At 41.3% G+C, this 22,433-nt stretch carries 21 protein-coding genes; 14 read left to right on the top strand and 7 right to left on the bottom strand.

The features are described 5' to 3' along the window. Positions 1 to 9: 9 nt before the first annotated feature. Positions 10 to 3,222, top strand: a complete 3,213-nt coding sequence (locus WDV74_RS17305) for a conjugal transfer protein TraG N-terminal domain-containing protein (protein ID WP_338885832.1) — start codon at positions 10 to 12, stop codon at positions 3,220 to 3,222. Positions 3,223 to 3,268: 46 nt separating this feature from the next. On the opposite strand, the gene WDV74_RS17300 is transcribed toward WDV74_RS17305, so the two are convergent. Continuing rightward, positions 3,269 to 3,634, bottom strand: coding sequence for a hypothetical protein (locus WDV74_RS17300; protein ID WP_338885831.1), 366 nt, complete (start codon positions 3,632 to 3,634; stop codon positions 3,269 to 3,271). Positions 3,635 to 3,771: 137 nt separating this feature from the next. Here WDV74_RS17300 and traN point away from each other — a divergent pair, with 137 nt between their 5' ends. Further along, a complete protein-coding gene (gene traN, locus WDV74_RS17295) occupies positions 3,772 to 6,555 on the top strand; it encodes a conjugal transfer mating pair stabilization protein TraN (protein ID WP_338885830.1) in 2,784 nt (927 codons plus the stop codon). Between the two features lie 62 nt (positions 6,556 to 6,617). Here traN and WDV74_RS17290 read toward each other — a convergent pair whose 3' ends face one another. From WDV74_RS17290 to WDV74_RS17275, 4 genes are read right to left on the bottom strand one after another with little or no spacing between them, the layout of a single operon-like run. Then, positions 6,618 to 7,451, bottom strand: coding sequence for a hypothetical protein (locus WDV74_RS17290; protein ID WP_338885829.1), 834 nt, complete (start codon positions 7,449 to 7,451; stop codon positions 6,618 to 6,620). A 19-nt stretch (positions 7,452 to 7,470) separates the two neighbouring features. After that, positions 7,471 to 7,998 (bottom strand): FlhC family transcriptional regulator, encoded by a 528-nt coding sequence (locus WDV74_RS17285; RefSeq protein WP_338885828.1) that lies wholly within the window; start codon positions 7,996 to 7,998, stop codon positions 7,471 to 7,473. Further along, complete coding sequence (locus WDV74_RS17280) at positions 7,986 to 8,537, bottom strand: hypothetical protein (RefSeq protein ID WP_338885827.1); 552 nt, start codon at positions 8,535 to 8,537, stop codon at positions 7,986 to 7,988. Before WDV74_RS17280 ends, WDV74_RS17285 begins: the two co-directional genes overlap by 13 nt. Then, entirely contained in the window at positions 8,530 to 9,186 is a 657-nt protein-coding gene (locus WDV74_RS17275) for a transglycosylase SLT domain-containing protein (RefSeq protein WP_338885826.1), read from the bottom strand. Before WDV74_RS17275 ends, WDV74_RS17280 begins: the two co-directional genes overlap by 8 nt. A 437-nt stretch (positions 9,187 to 9,623) precedes the next feature. Between WDV74_RS17275 and WDV74_RS17270 the strand changes: the two genes are divergently transcribed. Continuing rightward, positions 9,624 to 10,091, top strand: a complete 468-nt coding sequence (locus WDV74_RS17270) for a hypothetical protein (RefSeq protein WP_338885825.1) — start codon at positions 9,624 to 9,626, stop codon at positions 10,089 to 10,091. A 369-nt stretch (positions 10,092 to 10,460) separates the two neighbouring features. Continuing rightward, the gene (locus tag WDV74_RS17265) at positions 10,461 to 10,646 is read left to right on the top strand and encodes a hypothetical protein (RefSeq protein WP_338885824.1); all 186 of its coding nucleotides are present in this window, start codon (positions 10,461 to 10,463) and stop codon (positions 10,644 to 10,646) included. Between the two features lie 186 nt (positions 10,647 to 10,832). Here the strand turns inward: WDV74_RS17265 and WDV74_RS17260 are convergent, their stop codons facing one another. Further along, complete coding sequence (locus WDV74_RS17260; protein ID WP_338885823.1) at positions 10,833 to 11,228, bottom strand: hypothetical protein; 396 nt, start codon at positions 11,226 to 11,228, stop codon at positions 10,833 to 10,835. 489 nt (positions 11,229 to 11,717) lie between these two features. Here WDV74_RS17260 and WDV74_RS17255 point away from each other — a divergent pair, with 489 nt between their 5' ends. The 8 genes from WDV74_RS17255 (at position 11,718) to WDV74_RS17220 (ending at position 18,150) form a co-directional block, all read left to right on the top strand. Beyond that, complete coding sequence (locus WDV74_RS17255; RefSeq protein WP_338885822.1) at positions 11,718 to 12,572, top strand: DNA replication terminus site-binding protein; 855 nt, start codon at positions 11,718 to 11,720, stop codon at positions 12,570 to 12,572. Further along, the gene (locus WDV74_RS17250; RefSeq protein ID WP_338885820.1) at positions 12,569 to 12,856 is read left to right on the top strand and encodes a hypothetical protein; all 288 of its coding nucleotides are present in this window, start codon (positions 12,569 to 12,571) and stop codon (positions 12,854 to 12,856) included. The genes WDV74_RS17255 and WDV74_RS17250 overlap by 4 nt, the downstream gene beginning before the upstream one ends. 375 nt (positions 12,857 to 13,231) lie before the next feature. Beyond that, positions 13,232 to 14,218 (top strand): hypothetical protein, encoded by a 987-nt coding sequence (locus WDV74_RS17245; RefSeq protein ID WP_338885819.1) that lies wholly within the window; start codon positions 13,232 to 13,234, stop codon positions 14,216 to 14,218. A gap of 51 nt (positions 14,219 to 14,269) precedes the next feature. Beyond that, a complete protein-coding gene (gene ssb / locus WDV74_RS17240) occupies positions 14,270 to 14,599 on the top strand; it encodes a single-stranded DNA-binding protein (RefSeq protein WP_338885818.1) in 330 nt (109 codons plus the stop codon). 68 nt (positions 14,600 to 14,667) lie between these two features. Beyond that, positions 14,668 to 15,291, top strand: coding sequence for a hypothetical protein (locus WDV74_RS17235; RefSeq protein WP_338885817.1), 624 nt, complete (start codon positions 14,668 to 14,670; stop codon positions 15,289 to 15,291). A 529-nt stretch (positions 15,292 to 15,820) separates the two neighbouring features. Continuing rightward, positions 15,821 to 16,543, top strand: coding sequence for an HEXXH motif-containing putative peptide modification protein (locus WDV74_RS17230; protein ID WP_338885842.1), 723 nt, complete (start codon positions 15,821 to 15,823; stop codon positions 16,541 to 16,543). Beyond that, positions 16,530 to 16,931: a carboxymuconolactone decarboxylase family protein gene (locus WDV74_RS17225; protein ID WP_338885816.1), complete on the top strand. Its 402-nt coding sequence runs from the start codon at positions 16,530 to 16,532 to the stop codon at positions 16,929 to 16,931. The genes WDV74_RS17230 and WDV74_RS17225 overlap by 14 nt, the downstream gene beginning before the upstream one ends. Then, a complete protein-coding gene (locus tag WDV74_RS17220; RefSeq protein WP_338885815.1) occupies positions 16,921 to 18,150 on the top strand; it encodes an MFS transporter in 1,230 nt (409 codons plus the stop codon). Before WDV74_RS17225 ends, WDV74_RS17220 begins: the two co-directional genes overlap by 11 nt. Before the next feature lie 184 nt (positions 18,151 to 18,334). Here the strand turns inward: WDV74_RS17220 and ltrA are convergent, their stop codons facing one another. Further along, the gene (ltrA, locus tag WDV74_RS17215; RefSeq protein WP_338885837.1) at positions 18,335 to 19,669 is read right to left on the bottom strand and encodes a group II intron reverse transcriptase/maturase; all 1,335 of its coding nucleotides are present in this window, start codon (positions 19,667 to 19,669) and stop codon (positions 18,335 to 18,337) included. Positions 19,670 to 20,460: 791 nt separating this feature from the next. Between ltrA and WDV74_RS17210 the strand changes: the two genes are divergently transcribed. Both WDV74_RS17210 and WDV74_RS17205 read left to right on the top strand, forming a co-directional pair. Continuing rightward, positions 20,461 to 21,426, top strand: a complete 966-nt coding sequence (locus WDV74_RS17210) for a tyrosine-type recombinase/integrase (protein ID WP_338885814.1) — start codon at positions 20,461 to 20,463, stop codon at positions 21,424 to 21,426. Continuing rightward, on the top strand, positions 21,423 to 22,433 hold the full coding sequence (locus tag WDV74_RS17205) for a hypothetical protein (RefSeq protein WP_338885813.1): 1,011 nt from the start codon (positions 21,423 to 21,425) through the stop codon (positions 22,431 to 22,433). Before WDV74_RS17210 ends, WDV74_RS17205 begins: the two co-directional genes overlap by 4 nt.

Genomic DNA, 22,433 nt, shown 5'->3' with positions numbered 1-22,433 from the left:
GGATAGGATATGGAATTTCAAGTTTTTACAACAGGCGGTGCTGCCGAAATGATGGCAATGGTATTCAACGCACTGGCTATGTTGAATACCGATGGCGTATTGGCGGGGGCGTTTAAAATAGCTTTGTTGCTTGCCGTTATCGGGTATGTCATAAAATCAGCCGCAGACAGTGGGAGAACAATATCCTTTCAACATGCGGCAGTTTCAATCGTCCTGTTCCTGTGTTTCTTTCAGGTGACAACGAGGGTCACGATAGAAGATACGACAACGGGCGAGATCCGCGCGGTCGATAATGTTCCTTTCGGGGTGGGCTTTACCGCTTCGATCATTAGCAGGACAAGTTATGAGTTTTCCAAAAAGATAGAACAGGCTTTTTCTACTCCTTCAATGACCGAATACGGTCCGATAGATCCACTCTATATGATGTCAGCCATGTATGACGCTGCGCGAGATCCGCTAACGTGGACGAAATATTCACAGGGGGTAGATATTGACAATGCAATTCAAACGTTTACCAGCCAGTGCCTTTCGTTTGATATAGCAAGGGGAGCACAAAGTTATCTCAGCATAATGAACAAGCCGATGAGTGATGAATTCGCACTGAGTCCAAACCGTAGAATACTTTTACCAAAAGCTGACGGTACTACAGGTACAATGGAAGTCACGTGTAGAGAGGCGATGAAAACGATTAAGTCTTTGGTGGCAAGGGAGAAAAATTCGTTAGCGGACGGAATCATGGATGTTCGTAACTCATACAGTACGAGATGCAATCAAAATGCCCTAACCTCGAAAGACCGATGTACACCTGCCTTTGCTGAAAATAGTATGCAAGATACCTTGCTGTTTTACAGTAATTCCGGAACTGACTTACGACAATTCCAAACAATGCTGTTGATGTACCCGTATATGGTGAATATGCCCAGCACGGTGAATGAAAACGCCTATCACTATTACGCGGCGGTTGCCAAGAATCAATCGCAAATACAACAATCGTTTAAATGGGCTTCTGAGGGATCGAGTTTCCTCATTTGGGTACAGTATCTTCAATCATTTGTGCAAGCTGCGGTGTACGGGTTAGTACCTTTTGTTGCGTTTACACTCGCATTTGGCATGATGGGGATGGGATTAGCCTTAAAATACATTTTGGTTTTGCTGTGGGTTCAAACGTGGCAACCACTCATGGCAATAATGAACGCCATTTTACTGACGAAAACCCAATCCGATTTATCCGTGTTGTCATCTGGCATAACGACATTCAATGACCTATATCATATTCTGGATGTGACACAAAAAAATATCGCCCTAGCAGGACACCTGATGGCTTCTGTACCTGTATTGGGAGCTTTCGTTGTCTTTGGTTCGTCCTATGCGTTTATGGGACTTACAGGTAATTTATCTTCGACAAACTCACCAGACACAGAGCCTTTGGCTCCAGCAGCGACCGATTCCGCCCCAATAAACACCACGTCTGCCCTATCATCACATTCAGCCCATAACGCGGTATCCGCCATGACAGGCACAGACCAAACAGGGCCGAGCTTAAATATTGGCAGGACACTCTCCTCCAATGTTCAGTCATCAAGACAAAGACTCGAAAATGCCCAAAAACAGTTTAATGCGGTAACAGGTAGTAACGTCAATGTCGGCACGGGATTAACAGAAACAGGAAGTGTAAACCAAGATTCAACGTTTAGAATCGGTGATACCCATACACATAATCAGGATACTAGCGTTTCAAACGTGAATTCTGGCGGGACGGGTAATATTAATACACGTTTAACCAACTCAACGGATCAACTCTCGTCAGGAATAGAGGGTAAATTCGGGGTATCAATACCGAATAATAACAAAGGCGGTAATAAAGGTGATAACGGGAAATCTCCATTTTCAGGCTCAATTTCGGGTTCAATAAATACAAGTAGCTCAGTCGCTGATACAAAAACTGATTCAACAACAGTTAACACTGGCAATCAAATATCTAGGAAAACTGGGGATACTATTGTTGACGCAAATCAACTCTCAGCCAATACAGGCAAGGGGTGGAGTTATTCAAAAAATGGCCAAGTCAGTGGGTCACATTCAAGCACCCGTAGTTATCAGGATGCGCTGAGTGAATTACAATCAGCCCAAAAAGCCTATAATGAGGCCGTTTCTCTCAATAATTCTATTGGCACACAACAAACCTTCAAACCTTCTCAAGTGGCTTATTTAGCAGACAATAATCAAGCAGCACTCACTAAGATTGAGAATAAAAACTTGGGGAATCAAGAATACCAAAATCTGAAACAGCAATATGCACAACAGTTGTCAACAGCAATGAATCGTTCAGACGCAGAACAAGCTGCCATTTTGTATGCGGCTAATGACAATGGTACTTTAGCGCCTTATGCAAATGAATTGTTTGGCCCTAGTGTTAATGCGGAAAGTTTGAATCCATCAAAAACACAAGAAAACGCCGATCTTGCAAAAGGCGTAGAAGAAGACGTTAATAAGGGGGTTCCCGCGCGCATGGCGGACGTCAATAACAAGGGTGCCTTAATCGACCAACACGCCCTAAATCAAAAAGATTTCGCTAAAGACGAAACAGAGCTGTATTACGGAAGCCTCAATCAACAACACTTTGAAGATTTAAAAGGTAAGTTTGTCCAAATAGAAGAGCACGGTCAAAACGCCATGTTTTATTCCGACCGAAACGCGAAAAGCGCAGAAGCACTGACACATTCCACTGTAAATACTTCTGAAGCACTCTCACAGCTTGGAACGGGTATTTCTAATGGAATGAAAAATATCACGGGAGATTACGAGAACATTAAAGCAGTAGATCAACAGGAATTAAGCAAAATAACAGACCGTTCAGCAGTCGGGTCAAGCCTCACACAAGAACAGGCCCGAAATATTGGTAATGCCTTTGCAGAGTTTGGAGCAGTAGCGAAAAATGTAGGAAGTATTCAAAAAATAAACGATCAAGCGAGTCGTTTTATGAAAGTGTATAGGGAGAATGGGGGAACGGGAACTGATACGCAAGTCTACACCGCCTTGAATCAAACTCAACGTTCAATGCGCCTTGGAGATGGAATGGCTACATTCAATCACGCTTCAAATGCCCTTGTCGGTGGCAGCGGGGATAAAATCCCTCACAATCCAGATCAAAGAACCGTTTCAGGTATAGATATAACACCTTATGCGGTACAGGGATGGCGTAGTTTTATCGATCAAAAATAAAACAGGAACAATCAAAGGAGAGGGTAATACCTTTCCTTTGATTGGATTAAATCGGAATGAATAACAAGAAAAATATAACAGCAAAAATAGCAACAACCCCGTAATTTTCAATAAAGCCGTCTAATCCCAATCCATCAAACATTTTATTGGCGTTGTCACGCTTTCTAACATAAGCTCTTCCATACAGAGCCAAATCTTTTTCACGTTGAATAGCTCTTTCTTTTTCAAGTTGTCGTCTGGTCTTTCTTGACGATATGCCGGTCATACTATCTGAAAAGTCAAAATTTTCACTAAATCTGTCTACACCATGTTTATAATAGATGTTACCAGGAAAAACATCTGACATTTCTGGACCATAATAAAAATGATTATTTATGTCATTTAACGTTTGACAGCCATCATCGAAGTCCATACCCCCTCCAAAGTCAGTTTTTGCATGTTAAAAAAACGACCACATTTGCCTTTCATTTTTCCTTTTTCTGACCAGAAAAGAACCTTGCTTACCGATAGTATAGTAAAAAATAAATTTACTTTAAATCAGGGGTGATCATGTTTCACTGGATGAGAGGTCAGCGCACTTCTTCCGTAATCACAAACATAGCATTGATCGCATATTTTTCGGTTTTGCTTACACCAATGTATGCGTTCTCGGCTGAAAATGCACCGACTACACCAACTAATACAGGCGTGTATCAGTCAGGCAAGCAGAACCTAGACGGCGCAACAGCAGGAAACAAAACCTCGCAAGACGCAATGGAGTTCTACAAGTCGCTACCAAACCTGAGCTTTGATGCAACAGGGCAGTCAAAGTTCGGAAATGGGGAGTCCGTTAATTTTAATACCATTTATCCCAAGGATAAAGCCAGCCCAACACTGGATGATATTTCAGGCGTTTATGGTGATGATAAAGGAACAAACGCTATCGGACTTAAAGAAACGAAAGTCCTGAAAACCGAAAAAAGCGCAAAGGGTGAAGCCTACCGCACGATGATAGATTCATCCCGCCACACGTCTATTGATTTGAAAAAAGAAGACCCGATTTTCAAAAGTCATAACAATTTCATTGAGAATGAACAGAAATTTATCGATGGTTTGTCAAAGTGCGAAACGAAATTTATCTTTGACGAATTTCAGGATAAAAAACACATACCAGATTACAAAGAATGTACCAAGACAGTTGATGTTACAGGTCGGTATATCGTGGATCATCCTTTTAGCGCAGGTTTAGTGTCACACAATGCAGGACCCGCCAACATAAAAACATGTGGTGATAGCTGCGTAGATATTTGGTTAGGAAAGGTAGGCGATAACTATTGGAGTGGTCGCTGTAGAATCTTTGAAGATTATATGTCGGTCAACGTAATCAATCCCGAGGCAGTTAAAAAAGCAACGATCACCCGTGCTAAGTGGGATGATTATATGCAAATCTACGTTGGCTCTAAAGATAAACTGGAACAGGTTTGGGGTGGACCTCACGGAAAATATACGTTTCCTCCTGAAACAGCCGGACGCTGTGAACTCAGCACAAGTTGGGATGAACCATTAAACGTTGATGTAACTCAATATTTTAAAAACGCGAAGCCTAACGAAGAAATCTTTTTTAAAAATAGGGTTTCTGTAACAGGTAAGGGTGAAGGGTTTGCTCAACTACGGATTGAGTTTGACAAGGCGAGGGCAATCACAAATGATGTTTGGACTTCACCTAGCCAAAAAGAATTTGATAAAGCTGTAAAGGCTATCAATGAAGGCTATTGTCAGGACTATCAGGTTATTTGTCACGACAAAATAGTACCCGATGAAAACCAATGTACCATTATTGACGGTGTGAAAATTTGTGATCCCGATTTTGCCCCGCCCCCACTCCCTCAAATATCGCCATTCTGTAAACGTGCTGAAGTTATTACAAACTGTGGTAAAGATTTTGGCGTAAATAACACCTGTAAAAACTATGAAAAACAAGGATGTGCATTCATAAAATCATCTTGTATCCTTGGAAAGGAAGGTGGTGAGTCCGGTTGCTGGCAATCCTCTGAAACGTGGGATTGTGGAAAGGACGTAACTATCAGCAACGGTAAATCACGCGAAGAAACGGTGTGTGATGGTGAGATCCAATGTTTGGATGGTAAATGCCTGAATCCAACCACCCCGCCAAACGGTGATTTTGCAACGGCAGCAGCTATGCTACATGCTGCCACATTTGCGCTGGGCGATACCTATTGCCAAGATGCCGAAGCTGCGAAGAAAGGTGAAGCCTCACTCAATACCAATTCATGCGTAGTTTTCCAAGGTGAAGCATTAACATGCCGTACCGCGCTGGGCGGACGGGTTGACTGTTGCAACCAGCCCGTCGGTGTAAGTTGGATAGAGTACGTGCAACTATCAATGATGACTATGAAAGCTGCCGATGCGCTAGCTGCAGAAGCAGGGCTATTTGAGGGGGGAAAAGGCATATTCGACATGGCAAGTGACGCTGCGTTGCAAGCGGTGGAGGCTATCACTAAACCCGCCATTTCTGCGTTTAACTCTTTTGTCGGTAATGCAGGAGCAGACGTAGCCAAGAAAGCGACCGAACAGGGGGTTGTTAGTCTGGCACAAGGGGCGATTAATGACCTAACAACAAAGGTGGCTGAATGGACGCTGAAAACCTTTGGCGAAGGTGTAACTAATGCGATATTTCAAGGTGCTGCGAATCAGGGAGCACAAAGCGCATCAGAAGCATTAGCTAAAAATACAGCAGAGCAAGGCGGTCAAGCAGTTGTTGAGTTATCATCCACTATCACGACGGCTTTATCCGTTGTGGGCTACGCATATATGGCCTACCAGATTGCAAATATGCTTGTTAATATTATCTGGACTTGCACGAAAGACGAATTTAAATTAGCGGTGAAAAAAGAAACGAAACTGGCGACAAGAGTAGGTAGCTGGTGTTCCCAAAAACTCTTCGGGGCGTGTATCGAAAAAAGCAGTAGTTATTGTGCTTATAATTCCCAAGTAGCTCGAATAATCAACGATCACTTCCATGAGCAGCAAGGCGGTTATGGTGATGTGAAAAATCCAAACTGTGAAGGGATTAAGCTTGGCGACTTGCAAAAAGTGGATTTCACTAAAATTGATTTTTCTGAATGGACAGCAACACTGAAAGAAGCAGATATGCTGCCCGACTTCAACAAATTCGATTTAGATAAATACACGGGCAAAGGAAGTGCATTGAACGCCACGGGTGATCGAAAAAACACCGTAGAACGCTTTGAGAAAGGTTTAGATGGTGTGGATTTGGAAAAGATCAGGGAAAAAGCAAAAGACGATATACGAGTCACTGAGCAGCAGAAATAGGAATTTTCGTAGCAAGATTGGCGTTGTCTTTAGTGTTAGATAACGCCAATTCATTTATCAACTCACTTCCTGAATTTCATCACTTTGCCATCATGCAAGACCAACGGCTCACTGTTCAATGTGGCGGGAAGATACATGGCGTAGGTTGGGCCGAGCTCTTTGCTAATATCAATAAATTTAGATAGATATTTTCCTTCTCCTGTTTCATATGCCATCAGATAGCAATCTCCCACTATGAACATGGTGAGGTACTTTTCATTTTCAAACGGAGGTTTATATACGGAGTCAAAGTCAATTTCAGATTTCTGCCCCATCGTATATGGCTGTACTTGTGGATGTTCGCAATTTAAACCATAGACGGGTGAAATCTCTTTCAAAATACCCCCTAAGTGGCTATAAAATAAAGGGTTCATTTCAACATTACGTTGTTCTATTAATTGTTGTAGCGAACTAGGGTGTTTATCCCAATGACTAATAATAATCGTACTTTCTATAGGAATCATTTTTTCTTCTGGGCTACGAGTATCAAAAGCCAATAGCCCAAATACGGGATTGATTGCAATGCCTAAACCAACTTGCCCCAAATCAATCGGATTTCTACCCTCAATTTTTTTGGCATCCTTAATATCTGTAATGCGTACAGGCTCTTTGAGTTTTGTTCTATATGTTTGCTGTCCTGTCACACCATAGGCAGCGTAGAGTTTGTAGTTATCACCATCATCGTCAATATCAAGAAACATGGCTTTGGCATATTTTTTGGCTTCACTGCCAGAGGCGTACACAGGATCGACAGCTTTTACATTATGTCGGTAGCCAAACATTTTAGGTTCAGAGGCGCACCCTGAAAGCAGAACCGCAGCCAGTAAGTAAATTGTTTTCGCCACTTTCACTTTCATTTTCAAATTCCCCTATCCTTTAATGGCTTCCGCAAAATGGACACTTCATGTTGCAAACTGAATCCGCATTACACGTTAAGTAAATATACTCATTTCGGCAATTAAAACAGCAAGCTAAATCAATAATATCACTGCGGTATTCAGTCGCTATCTGCCACGCCATATTTGCATCTATTATTTCGTTCTTTAACGTATCGTTATAGCTATTACAATGAACATTGTATAATTCACGATATGCGTTATATGCACTCACCAGCTCTTCAATATGCATTCTGTTTTTAGGATTCGAGGCTGTTAATAAATAAACATAAAGGAAAAGTGAGGCGTTTTTTTTTACATCATCCTCAAAGAGAATTCTGTTTATTTTTTTTAATCTCCTTAATCTTTTATCTTCAGAATCTTCACCATCCAATCCAGCTTCCCTTTTAATAAAAACAAAACCAGATGAGGAAAGGGATGGTATTTCAGATAAGACAATAGTCTTTCTGAAGCCTAATTTAATCATTTTTACAGCCAATCTAGCTTCATCAGGCATTATAACCGACATACATTATCCTTACAGCACATTGCCATTCTTGATTTTAAGTACATAGTGATTACATCACTGCGGCTTAATTTAGTGATATCCCTAATTACTATTTCCGATGGTCTGAAAATAGATGAAACTTGAATACTAAAATCACAGATGCAATGAATTATTTCATTGAATGACATAACGCTTATCTTTTTAAAAGATTTATTATCAGAAAACCAAAAGAAATCATTTCCGTTAGAATCCTCCATGCTATTCACAATGGCGCTACTAATTAGTGAGTGTAACTTTAAATAAGAACAATCATTCATTACTTCAGTGAAAATATAATCACCATGAGAAATCATACTTTGTCTTTTATTTTTTTCGTTATACGAAAGTATAAAAGCGGGCGTTTTTTGATGTTCAATAAAATCATATATAAAATCAAAGTTTTCCAAGAAATATGATTTATCACTATACGACATTAAAATGTTTTTGCTATTTTCATTCCTGATTAAATCAAAAAATACATTACACATCAAATTATTATATTCTTTTATTTTGTTACTCATAGTTGTTTAACCTTTTCCAAATTAAAAGAACTGATTCACCATAGGCTTTGGCTTTATATTGGAGTTCAGGGTTAGGTGTGTGATAATTACCTATGGCCTGCGCTATATCATTAGGAGATAATTTTATTGCCGAGCATAATACCTTTGCTGACACTTCAATATTCTTATCAACATCCAATAATTCATAAGGGTTTGAAACATACCTACTCCCATTCCACTTCCAGTTAATCTGCGTTATTCCTATATCTGTTAGGTCGGAAACCCTGACGAATTCATTGACTTTTCGTACCGCTTCTTCTTTATTCTTTGGATAGTAAGAACCTAAAACGGGGTTATTAAGTGCATATTTGTTAGGGGCTACAAAGCTACCACTCTCTATCTGATGAGAACTTTCCTTTAATGCGATAGCATAAAGAAGTAGTGGATCAATATCACAAAGTTTTGCGTGTTTTTCCCACGATGTATTTTTCAAATCAACCATAGCTGCGTAACTTAACGAACAAGTCATCAATACGCTGATTATTGAAATAATTATTATTCTTGTTATCATTTTTTTATCCGCCCCACCCCCCGAAAAGCATCCTAAACAATAAAGAAAACTAAATTTTACATACCTTTTATCACTAAAATTTTCAACATAAGTATACATAAATTTCACTTTATTTCAACGGTTAGAGCATTTATTTCACTTAATTTGTTTAATGATTACTCATATTGGGTGTAATTTTTATTCAGTAAAGCAAGGGGTAATCTTCTCAAGAACGCCAGATGTAGTTAATGCACAATATAAATCTATTAAGTCTTAAAGCAATGTATTAGGACTTTGTGAAATATACTTTCACGAATACATAAAGTCCTAAGTGAGGGTGTTAGGACTTTATGATATTTTTTATAATTTAATATAATAAGTCTTAAAGCAGTGTATTAGGACTTTATGAAACTCACTTTCACAAATATATAAAGTCCTAAAAGGGAGTGTTAGGACTTTATATATTTGTTATGATTGAATCCATAAAGTCCTAAAGCATGGCTTTAGGCGATAATTAGAAATAGCCTGACACTATTTATTAAATCTATGGGGATTTTATGGCTAGCACCTATGAGGAATTGATAGTTATAAAACTACAAAACGTTGTGAACACTTGTGAATCTGCGATTGAGTGTGATGTGAGCATAGCGATGAAACTGATAGAAGAATTTATGAAAGAGATAAAACAACTCGGTATCTTTTCACCTTACCTACCAACCTATCACATAGATGCTGGCAGTCACCGTATCAGGTGGGGGCATGTAATAAGAGATATTGATACAGGAAAGGTGGTTTCGCTGAGGGATGCTCCTAAAACATCAACAGGTGATTATGATATAAGAAGATTTTCCATGAAGAACGCAAAATTACGGATACTGATCGATAAGTACGAAGCTAAGTTCAGGATATTGAGAGCCAGTATCAAGCAAACCAAAGAGATCACAAAGAGCGTCAAAGGCAGAATCAACGTCATTCAAAAAGGACAGAAGAAAGCCGTGATAGGTGAAATATACATGGATTCCTAATGATTTTACCCTGTGAGCCACAGGCGATCCCTTGTTGTTATAAATTCAACACATCAGTTAGCACAAATTAAAAATGTTTTTCACATTTTTATTTTCCACTGAATAATTATTTCCATATTAAACTTCAAATATAAAATTCAAAAAACATTTTCATATTTTGCCACATACGAAATAAATAGCGCTATTTAATTAAAATCACACCACCAAATCATTTTTTATCCAAAAGGTGATATGCCATACATTCTTTTACTAAAGATATCCACAGATTTTGTGGATAAGATGTAAAAACTCGTTAAACTTTTTCGCATAGTGTGATGTGAAAGGGGAAGTTGACGATGCGCTGGCGCTGGGAATCGAAGACACGATGGTATGAGGCTGAACTGGTGTGTGATTTGTTATGACTGGCTGGTCATCCGCCGCTGGGGTAGCCTGTATACGCATACGCACAGGGAAATTACCGAACAGGTTGACGATTTTGAGGCGGGTTTTGTCCGATTGACGGAAATAGACCACGAACGCCAACACCGAAAACCACCGTACCTGCGCCGTCAGTGAGCCAATTTTGGGCAAAAAAAAACGATTAGCTAGGAAACCAATTGGTGAATCTGAATAGGTTACATTATTTTTACATTACCTGATGTAGCAAAGTCTTTTTATTAAATCGAAAATGCAAAAACCATATTCAATTAACGCTTTGATGTTTTTACGTGGTGCAATTTAAATAAACCGCACCAGAACTTGTTATTTTTCGCCTTCAATGCTAATACGTTCGTTCATAATCTTTTGTGCTGTTATATTCAATACTTCCCAATTTACGCCTATATTACAATCATGACAATGTTCAACCACCTTTAACACATCCATACAAAATTCTTTCCTTTGATCTGGTGTCATTGAGATGTACTCTCGAATCACTGGTGTAGTCTCAATATTTAAATCAATTGTGTCATATTCATCTGTTCCGACTAAAAATTTTTCGACAAAATATAAAACAATTAGCAAAAATAAATGATTTGCCGGGTTATGAGGTTTTTTTGATCTTGAAAAAGATTCTGTGATGTTTGTAAATAGAAATTTTGATTCATTGCAAGAAATTAAAGCGAACGAAAGAACTAGAAAAAATAAGGAAAAAATCATCTCAACAACAAGTAAAACTAAGTCTAAAATTCAAGAAAGATTTGACTCTATACCTTATGGTATACGTCATGGGGTAAATGATAATTAAATATGATGACCAGTCATTTAATTGATTGCAAAGCACTGGGCAAAACCCCGGATTTTGTCATAACAAGCGTTTATAAAGGGTTACATTCAGCCTCGATGTTTGAAAATGAAAAAACCTTTTTAAGGCTTATCACATTCATCATAAAGTTCTGAAGAACCCCTGTTGGTAAAATGACCGTCACCCAATAACACCCAATTTGGGAACGTAAAAACATTATTAATATGCCAACATACTCAAGGGTAAAAAAAACCAAATTCCTTTCTGACGTTTTTGTGCTGAGGGAAAAAGAGGGCGTTGGTCAGGATAAATTGCGGGGTTAGGGGAAATGTAATGAGTTATGTTGGCATATTGAAAATGCTTTTTTCACTTTCATTTGTATCTGAAGTTAAGAGGGGTTGCTGATGCTGAAGGCATTAACTTATTCATTGTGTAAAAACCTTAATGACCTCTGTTCGCTGGTTAAAAATGCCCCCGTATTGGAAGCCATGGCCTGTGTTATACCGCCTGTGCCGTTTGGAATGGCTGATAACCAGCCAAACCGTATTTCCCCTTCCACTGTGGTAGGTAGGGAAGTGGTGCGCCATGCGGTGACATGCTGGAAAGACTTGCTGATTGTGCCGGAGTATTCCCAAAAGTGTGCCCGACGCACGGCGGGATTTATTCGGTTAGGTAAAAATCAAAATCAAATAGTTGAATGTGTAAATACCATCAATGACGAGAAAAATAAAATCAAGGCGCTGGTCACGGCGCTGCCAAAGGGGGATCGCTTCAGAACACTCAGGAGCAGTTTTGCGGGCGTCATGGCGTTGCACCTATACCGCAATATCCAGCTATTTGATGAAGCGGATATCGCCGTGATGGGTTTTTCTTGGGGGAACAAGGCATTGATACATAAACCCGATCCGCGCAAGCTCTGTGACAGGATAAACGAGTTAGCGAAAGGCAATGCTGCGTTATCTGATTTGGCTGAAAGGATCAGTGCGTGCCCCCCGAGTGAATTGCGGGTCAGGCGTACACTGAAACCCCAGCCTGTCAGCAATATTCGCTTTGAGAACGGCAAGAAGCTGTGTGTCACCGCCCCTATGCCATTTATTGTGTTGCAAGACACGCCGTTCCAACACAACCCGTTACCACTTTATGATGCGGAACATGAACGTCAAACCCGAACCGATAAAAGCAAAACTATCTTGCTTGGTCGGTTTCGTGGGGAAGACATTGTGCGGGTAAGGACATCCAACTCAAGGAATCAAAAATGAAAAAAACAAATTTGAATGTGATAGCCGTTACCCTCGCTGCCTTCCTGAGTGGTTGCTCGACCCTACCCATCATCAATTCACTGGAAGAACGTGAAAAGGCAGCGTATGAGGCGGTGGTTAAAGAGCCGAATGACAAGAACATTAAACGGTATATGGAACTGGCTGACAAGGTTCAGAAGAAAAATGCGGAAGAAGCGCAGCGGGAAGCCGACAAAGCCACAAGGGAGAGTGATAAGGGCTTCATTGAGTATTTTAAATACTATGACAGGAACAACTCAAAATGAAGACAAATTTCGATATCCACCGTGCCATCGTTGACGATATAGTGAGTCATTTCAAGCTTCCGAGACATGACCACTATCATTTTGGGGTTGGCCTGAAATACCACGACACGGTGATTACGCTCATGACATTTGATAACGGAAAAAGTCACTACTTGGTTAAATCCTGTTGTGAGTACATCAAAAACAAGAATTACTCGTCACTGTTGATTAGCGCAACGCTCATAGAAAATGTGGGTGGGAAGCCCGATGATATTGAATCTAAAGTGCTTTTGTATTTCTAAACGTTAAGGGCGGGAAATCGCCTGTTAGATAAGAAATTAACGATTTTGTTTGTGATATGTTGTTACCCAATACTACCCAATGGAGAGAGGAAAAATGAGTAACTATAGCCAACGAACTGAAATTGTAAATGAAAAAAGCGCCCCCAACACGCTCAAGAAATTTGCTGCTGCCCACAAAGAAAGGGTATCTAGCTCTAGTAGTATTTTCAATGTGCCTCCTGAATTTTTATATGTCGTGGACGGCTTTAATCTGCGTGAGATTGATGAAGAACATGCAAAAAACTTCAAAAAATCCTACGAAGCGGGTGTTTATGTCCCTCCGTTGATTGTCAAAGTCGTTACAGTAGACGACAAACCCCGCTTAAAAGTGATTGATGGGCATCATCGTTACCTTGCAGTGCAAATGGCGAAAGAGGCGGGTGTAAAGATTGAAGCCGTATCAGTGACAGAGTTCACGGGGTCAAAGCAAGATGAAATCATCAACATGATTACTTCTGCGGAAGGGAAACCACTCACACCACTGGAAAAGGCCGCCGGGTTTTACCGTTTAACCAATTGGGGATGGAGCAAAAAATTAATCAGTGAAAGGACGGGCAATTCTATTGTGACAATAGAACGCCTGTTGCGGCTCTATCGAGTGGATGATGATCGCATTACCACGTTGGTTAAAGAAAACCTTATCACGGCAGATTTGGCGATAGAAATCATCGTTGAATGTGAAGGTAATGGTAAAGATCCGTATGACGTGATGAACCAAGGCCTACAAAATGCAAAAGCATCTGGCAAAAACAAGATCACACGCAAAAGTGTACCTTCCCAAAAGACAGTGCCGTTCACCAAAAAAGAATTGGTGTCGTACTTTTCTTCCTTGAGCACAATTAAAGACGAAGTGACCAGCGCCATCAACAAGTCGGGTGAACGTGATACCACGGTCAATTTAACGGTCCCTACAGACGTGCTTTCCCTGCTGAGTGACACACTGGCAAAGTGGCAAGAATCGGTTCAGGCGGCGGAAAAACCGCATAACGCTGAACTGCCAGCCGACCATGCTGAACCGACTGGATATAGTTTGAAACTGTAAAAATCATTTTCAAACTTCAGCCCAAATAAATAATAAAGCGGGGGAGTTCAAATGGAATTACTGAACAAAGTGCAACTGATAGGACGTATTGGCAATGATCCGTGCGAAAATTTGAAATACTCCACAAGCAACGGTGATGCCATGACCTATTTTTCACTGGCTATCAATCGCGCAAATGCCAAAAACGAAACCGTGACCGATTGGTTTAATATCAAAGCGTATGGCAAGGTAGCTGAAATCATCGTCAAACACGGTGAGAAAGGCCAACTGGTGTATATCGAAGGCAGGCTAGAGCCGTTGGAAAAAGGCGCAACCGCCATCATTTTAAGTGGGCCATTCGCCCAATTCCGTGTTGTTAAATCGGCTAAGAAGGCCATTTGAAAATGAAAGAAACAAAAACATTTGATCCCAATACCGCATCACAATAAGCACTGGTTGAACGCAACCTCATGCTACGGGAAAGGTTAAAACATTATGAAAAACTGGGTGAACGGGTGGATTACGTCGTCATCGACGGGGAGAAATTAAATTTCAAAGAGATGTTTGTCCATGATGAGCCAACAAATATCGCTGAAATGCCCCTCTGCATTGAAAAACTTGCCTTTCTACGCCAAGGTGTCCAAAAGGCATTGGCGGGATTTGACAACGAGTTCCGCGCTGCCATGAAAAAAGAAAATCTGGATGCTTTTGAGGCAGAGACGCGAGAGTTTAAACGTGAACAAGCCCTGTTGACGTTTGCACTGGTGAAAGCGCGATCCACACTCCATGAGGTAGCCACGTTTGCCAAGTTCTCCGAATCACTGGGGATATCAGATCACAGCGAAACCCTGAAGTATCATGGGGTGCTGGACATGCTGGATTGGCTTTGTGAGGGTGACGGTCATGACCGCATCGAGATATACACCAATATGCTCATGGTAGGGACGAAGATCCTGAAGGGCATGTTACTGGAAGAAAAAATGCTGGATGTGTTGGAAGCTCGCACCCCTGAAGAACTTGAAAAAACATTAAACATTGCCGAGCAGGAAATTGAGGAAGACATTCGCCTTTTGAATGAGAACAAAGCCAATTAATTAATAAAAAATGAAAAAAGCAAAACCAATCCTGCTTTGTGTTCTCCTTTGCGCTGGCATCGGGTCTGCAACCGCAAAAGACTATTCAAAAAAAGACGGAGTAAAGGGCTACACCTACAGGGATTTGACCGCCTACAAGGGGGCAGTGGAAGAACTGCCAAAAATGGTAACTTTGTTAATTTGTTAAGTAACGCGATGCTCGACTTTGACACCCTATAAGGAGAACTCCTCCGTTTTTTACACCCTCATAAAATGACATTAATTTAACCATTATTTAACCTTTGTTAAACAAAAAGCAAACGAATGTGTTGAAGTAATAATCCTCGCTTGGTATGTTCCCTTGGTCGCAAAAAAGCGACCACAAAACAACATTAACATAAGGGTATTATCATACTAAAAAAATTCGATACTCAAAAAATTATTGGTCTGAAAAATAAATCTACTTGCCTCACCGTTATGACCATTGGTACTAAATAGTAACTTTATAAGTAGATAAGCAACGTTAAGTTGCTTATCTACTTAAGGGGACATTCATTATGAATTTCACTCATCAAATCAATCTGAATACCTAAAAAACTCCACACAAGAAAAACTACTCTCATCATTAGAGTATGTATTATACGTTTGCGATGATGTTTACGATTTTGAGTATGTAGATATAGAGATTGAAAATGAAAGTCTTATCCGAAACAGCCTAAACGAAACCTTCAAAATAATATTGGATATTGACTCAGAGCTATATCGAGAACTAATTAAAATAGTTGATGAGTTTTTTATATTCAGAACTCATAAAAGAGATAGCAACATCGTTTATTCAGGCAGTGATTTCAACAAACTTGGAACTGTATTTATCAATGAAGAAATATGTAAAGGCGACAACATATACTTTTTAGTTGACAAAATAATACATGAGTCTGCTCATCAGGTTCTACTGTCTATAATGACTCTTGATGAAATAGTATTGAATGATGATAGAGAAAGGTATCCATCACCTCTCAGGACTGGTTTGAGAACAATGAATGGAATTTATCATGCTGCTTTTGTTTTATATAGAATATCTTGTTTCTTTAACAAGTTGGTAAAATCCGACCCTAGCAACACCAAAGCAATCATTAATTTAGAACAAAATGTTCGACAATTCAAAGATTGCTATGGTGTTATAAGCAACAAGGGAGTACTTACCAATGCTGGAAAAAATATCATTGATGCTTGCAATTCAGAAATAGAGGCAATATTGGATGGAATTTATTGATTCTCTTGACCAAAAAACCATTGATTTGATGAGTGAATTTAATGGTGATTCCCTAAGAAGGCTAAGGGAAGATTTATATCCAATCGCTCCAGACCTTGTAGAGCGGCTGATCAAAAGCATATACCAAGATGCTTATCAAAGAGGCGTGCTGACCACAAGAGAACGGCACATTGCCACTATATCCGCCTTGATTGCTATTGGTGGAGCTGAGCGGCAGTTATCTTTCCAGAGTTACGCCGCGTATAGGCTTGGGTTTACGAGAGAGGACATGGAGGAAATTTTAATACAAAACTCGATTTTTTCTGGTTTTACTAGGGTTATGAACGCAGCTGTGATTTTTGATGATACTTGGAAAAAATTTCAGCGTGGAAACGATAATGAAGCATAAGAACTTTTATTTATATCAATCGGCTGACATTATCTTCACATCATCTTGTCGTGCTATAGGCATATTACTTGCTTGGGTTATGATACAACACTACCAATTAAAGGTTGAACTCGGTTGGTTCATATCCATATCTTGGCTACTACAGGTTTTAACTCTTATTTTTATGGGGTTATTTTCTGACCGATTCAGAAAAAAAACAGTCCCCGTTTTTTGTTCAGCTGCAAGTTTTTTATGCCTCATAACCCTTGAATTTGGTGGTAGCGTCGAGCCATTGCAGCTAGGCCTTATTTATATAGCGACATCTCTATTTAGCATAACCATTCAACCTATAGGCTCTAGCATTATCCCAAACTTATATACCGGAAAGGATACTGAAAGGGCTTTTAGAATTAGAGGCTTTGTAAATTCAATCAACACTATCTTGGGTGCAGCCATATCAGGGTTTGTTATTAGCGCATTTTCAGCCGAACAAACAATTAGAATATTAATCGTATCTATCGGAGTTTCATGTTTAGCATTCATAATAGTTAAGACAAATGAGCTTTCTTTTAAAAACTCCAACCACAAAAGTTGGTCAGCTATTAAAGCATTAGCAATAAATAATGTTGAAAGAGTTATGGTTACGGTTTCAGCCATGTCAAATTTCATTCTCACGCCAACATTGATGTATATTACCCCGATATTAATCATAGATAGGTATGGTTATACCGCGTTAGAAATAGGTCTATCTGAGGCAATGTTTGGCATAGGTATGTTTTTAGGTAGTGCTCTTTTTTGTAAAAGATTAAATAATGTATTTGGCGTTAGAATTACAACTGTTTTCAGTATAGCTACTGTCGGTGCCAGCTTGCTACTAATACTGATTGCTGACAATATCTACTCTTTGTTCCTAGGGTTGTTATTTGCTGGCGCAGGGATGGTTATTTATAACATAAACACAACAAAAATCCGCTGTTCAGCAACTCCAGCTGACTTAAGAAGCTCCTTTGAATCCATTTTTCTAGCCATTTGTATTCTTCCAATTCCGGCAGGCGTAGCCATATCTACATTAATGGTTGATTCTGGTAAATTAGAACTCTCACTAACATTATTCTCTATGTTAATTTTCGCGTCAGCTCTGGCGGTTTGGCTATCTAAAGATTTTAGATTAATAGCTCAGTTGGATAATGACGATTTGGATAGCTACTACATTAAGTTATATCCTAAAGCCTACTTGTAACGATTCGCGTTTAAAATCAAAATCGGACTCTGTTTTATTACCAATCGACAAATGGCATCCGATGATCCATGATCGGGTTTTGGGTGAGTAGAGCTGTCCGGTCACCCAGACAGCCCCCTCCTCAGAACCGGACGTGCGGAACTACCGCATCCGGCTCCCGACAGACCTGTGCCCCTACACCTATTCAGCGAGAATTGAACATTGAATGTGTTTTCCATCGGGATGGATAATTCAGCATTTTCAGGATTAGATTTAGCTTTTCCCACGTTAGCCGGTGACGCCCACCTTTCCGGTTAAACCATCGATAAATTATCCACTTGCTTTGGTAGATAAATTGCTCAACTCTTCTCTGGTTGTCAGAAACACTGTGATAGTTTATCCAGCCTCTGACTACCCTGATGACAGTATTCAGGATTAGCCTTATATCAGTCGTGTTCAGGTTCTTCCGGAGAAAATCCCTGAGTCCCTTCAATTTAGCTGCGAAACGGTCTTTTCGGCTGGTCAATTTCAACCGCCAGTATCCTTTTCGCGTTTTACCCCAATAGCAGGTAAAGCCCAGAAAGTTAAACGTGGGTAACCGTTTTCCTGACAAATCGGCTCTCATTGCTGCAACGTGTCCCGCAGAAATTAACTGCGATTTGTCATCGTGCAACTCCAAACCATATTTATTCAGTCTTTTCGGTAAAACTTCATAGAAACGCTTTGCTTCTTTGGGATACTGAAAGGTAAACACCATGTCATCGGCATATCTTACCATCTCTGCCCGACCACGAATGTGGGAGCGGCTGATTTCGTCAAACCATTCATCAATCACGTGATGTAGGTAGATATTGGCAAGCACGGGTGACAGGATTGAACCTTGCGGACATCCACAGACATTGTTGGAAACCACCTTGTCCATCATGACGGGTGCCATTAGCAGTACCTCAATCAATCTGAGAAAGCGTCGATCTGATATCTTCTTCCGGAGCAAACTCATCAACTCGATATGTGGTATCGTGTTGAAATACTTTCGGATGTCGATTTCCACTACCGCACCATTCCAGTTACGGAATGTTTGCTGCTGTAGTGCCCTTAATGCCGTATGACAATCAAGCCCCGGCCGGAAACCGTAGGAGCAGGGCATAAACAGCGGTTCATAAATTCGGCTGAGGATATCATTGACCGCAAGCTGGATCAGTTTATCTTCTATGCACGAAATCGCTAAAGGCCGTTTACTGCCATCCTCTTTCGGGATCTCAGTGATACGGGCTGCTTTCGGGTGATACGTTCCTCTGCGTATCCGCAGAATGAGATGTTGAATATTCTCATCAAGGTGTTCACCGTAAGCGGCTTTTGTCATGCGATCAATACCCGCGGCTTTACTCCCGTCCAGCCGCAGGAATTGCCCTTTCAGCATGTCACAGTTCAACAAATGTCCTAAATTATTAAACACTTGTTGCTTATTACCTGCTGATTTCTCGCCTATACGCTCAAGTTTCGTTAACCATGAAATTCCGTCGTTGCTGTGTACGGTCATTGTTGCCCTCTTACGTTCGATCTGTCTGCCAGCCCTTTGCTCCACGGTCATTACCCGCTTCATCACTACTATGACTGACTCCGACTTCCTGATACTCATTTCTCCGGCCTTGTGTTTTGCACTTGCGCCAGAAATACTCACTCCATTGAGAAATATCAGGATCTCCTGGGTTCCATACTGTTCTCTACAAACTCGCTGACGCCTGCGGCTCCGGTGTGTGTTGCTGTATGGATATTCGCCAGTATGACCATCCAGTAACTGTTGCCTGCTAGCTGGGCTAACTATCGGCACACACGATCAGATGTATTTCGGAGCTATCACGTTCATCATTTGATTCCGGCTCGAATGTTTCGCTGTCTACGCTTCGTCTCCTTTGTTACCGCCGGACACGCAAGACTCGCTACGTAGTAGTCTGGCTAACCTTCTACGGTGGGACTTTCACCCACAAGATCAGTACAGCTTTTCCCAGCGCACTGCCCATTCCCTCGATAAGGGATCCGCTTGGAATTCGGAAATTATCCCACGTTAAGAGTTTTCAGTTTAACGTGGTGATTTCGTCTGACCGTAAGGGATGTACGGAACGATCTAGCTGTCCGTTAATTGTCTCGCTTACTTTCGCTCAGGTTGGAGCTTTTCGCCGATCGGTGGGTCTGCTAATCTTTACTAGGTTAAATAGGCGTTTAATACAGTAAGAAAAAATCTACAATAGGTTTAGGGATTACACTTCGGGAAAACATATCCGAATATTTCCCTTTTTCGTGAAATATTTTTTCTGGTGATCGGAGAGCCTAATGAATGAGTTGATGTTTAGTGACAATGTCACAAATAGTGTTTATGTAAAAAACGAAACCGGAACACTGAACAATCCCGCGCTGAGTTATTTGCTGCGGTTGCGATCAAAGAAAAGCCAGAAAACCCTGCGTTCCTGTCTGGCGACCGTTTCCGCCATGTTCGGGTGCAGCGAACCGTTAAGTTTTGACTGGCCCTCGCTGACACGGGATACGGTACAGGTGGTGATCCAGCGTCTGTTGAACGAACACAAAGCCCCCAATACCATTAACCTCATTCTCTGCGCCATCAAAGGGGTCGCAGAAGAAGCGAGGGCATCACGCCTGATGGAGGCCGATCATTACCATGACATCAAAAACATCAAACGGGTCAGGGGGTCACGGGTCAGTCGTGGCAGGATGCTGGAACGGTCAGAAGTGAAAAAAATATTTACCTTTTTGGATAGCCAGTCGACGGGCGCGGCGATACGGGATGCGGCGCTCATCTCGCTCATGTTCGGCTGTGGGCTGCGGCGTTCCGAAGTGGCAGGCCTCGATAGGGAGCATATTGATTTTGAATTAAACAAAATCAACATACACGGGAAAGGCAACAAGGAGCGTATCAACTATATGCCGCCCGAAACCGCCCAGCGAATGCACCTGTGGGTGGACACCGTGCGGGGCGACCATAATGGGGCACTATTTACCCGTATCCGAAAAAACGATGACGTGACCAGTGATAGAATAACCACCAACGGGATAGGCTTTATCATTGAACAACTGGTGTTAAAGCTGTCACTGAAATCATTTACCCCGCATGACTTGAGGCGTTCCTATGCGTCCCTGCTGCTGGAAAATGGCGAAGATATCCTGACAGTGAAGGAAGCGCTCGGGCACGCCAGTGTGGTCACAACACAACAATACGACAAACGCAGTATTAAACGTCTGGAAGAGGCCGCACGGCACTTTTCATTTGGGGAAACACCATGAGGCACATCAAGGCGTGGGCGGCATCTGAACACACGAAACTGTTTAACACCCTGAAAGAGCCGCTATTTGTAGAAAAAATAGCGCGTTATACAGGCAGAGGGATTAATGAGATCTATGAAAAGCTTATTCAAGTAGGGCTGTGTTCCCAAAACGTAAAAGACAACACCCTTTTTGCGAATCGATACACGTCAGTCAGTTATTTTACCGCGAACGGGTGTACGGCGTTTATCGCCACATTGGGATCACTGGGTTGGGAGTCCGTGCTGCACCACGGCGAAGAACGACTGAAAGCGCCCGCATGGTGGCTGGAGAAGGGGTATTTCCCGCATGAAATAACGGGAGTTTTGGGAAAGAACAAAACGATTTGGATTAATGAGGAAATCTATTCCGTTATTAACATGATGAAAAATTTTGGATCCATCTCAGGGATTGCCAACAAGTTTAACCGCGAGAGTCACGATGTCCTGTTGCTGTTGGTCGATTTGGGCATTGTGGAGACCCAAGGTGAACACATTCTCTACCTGCCACGGGTTAATGATGTGAAGCTGTCAAAATATATGTTCAATGACGCACTCACGCTCATCAACAACGGTTGGCGTGTCGTGAACGCCCATTTAAATGCACCCGAGTGGTGGACGAACCTCAACAGGAAGCCGGAAACAGGCAGCAACGCCGCGCAAAAGGCTCGCCTCCCATTACACCCCGACAAGAAAAAAGCCCTTTATCGGTATGTACATCATGAATTTGAACGTGCAATAAGCGTGTTGAAAGCCAGCCAATCCCTTCAGGATTTAACCGCGCTGTCTTCCGACAACAGACTGACTTACTTGGAGATAGCGGAGTATGTTGGGCTGGTGAATCGAACTGGAGAGGGATATCAAAAACAAACCGTGACCGAAATGACCCTGTTTTTTGATAAACCGAAAAACACCAAGAAAGGTCTGATTAAGCACGGGTGGAAAGTAGAAGGCCACCATTTAATTGCCCCGATATGGTGGACTGAATAA

This window comes from Xenorhabdus sp. TH1, from assembly GCF_037260955.1.
GTDB lineage: Bacteria > Pseudomonadota > Gammaproteobacteria > Enterobacterales > Enterobacteriaceae > Xenorhabdus > Xenorhabdus griffiniae.
The sequence above is the reverse complement of the archived record's forward strand: the minus strand, read 5'-3'. Positions and strand labels throughout refer to the sequence as shown.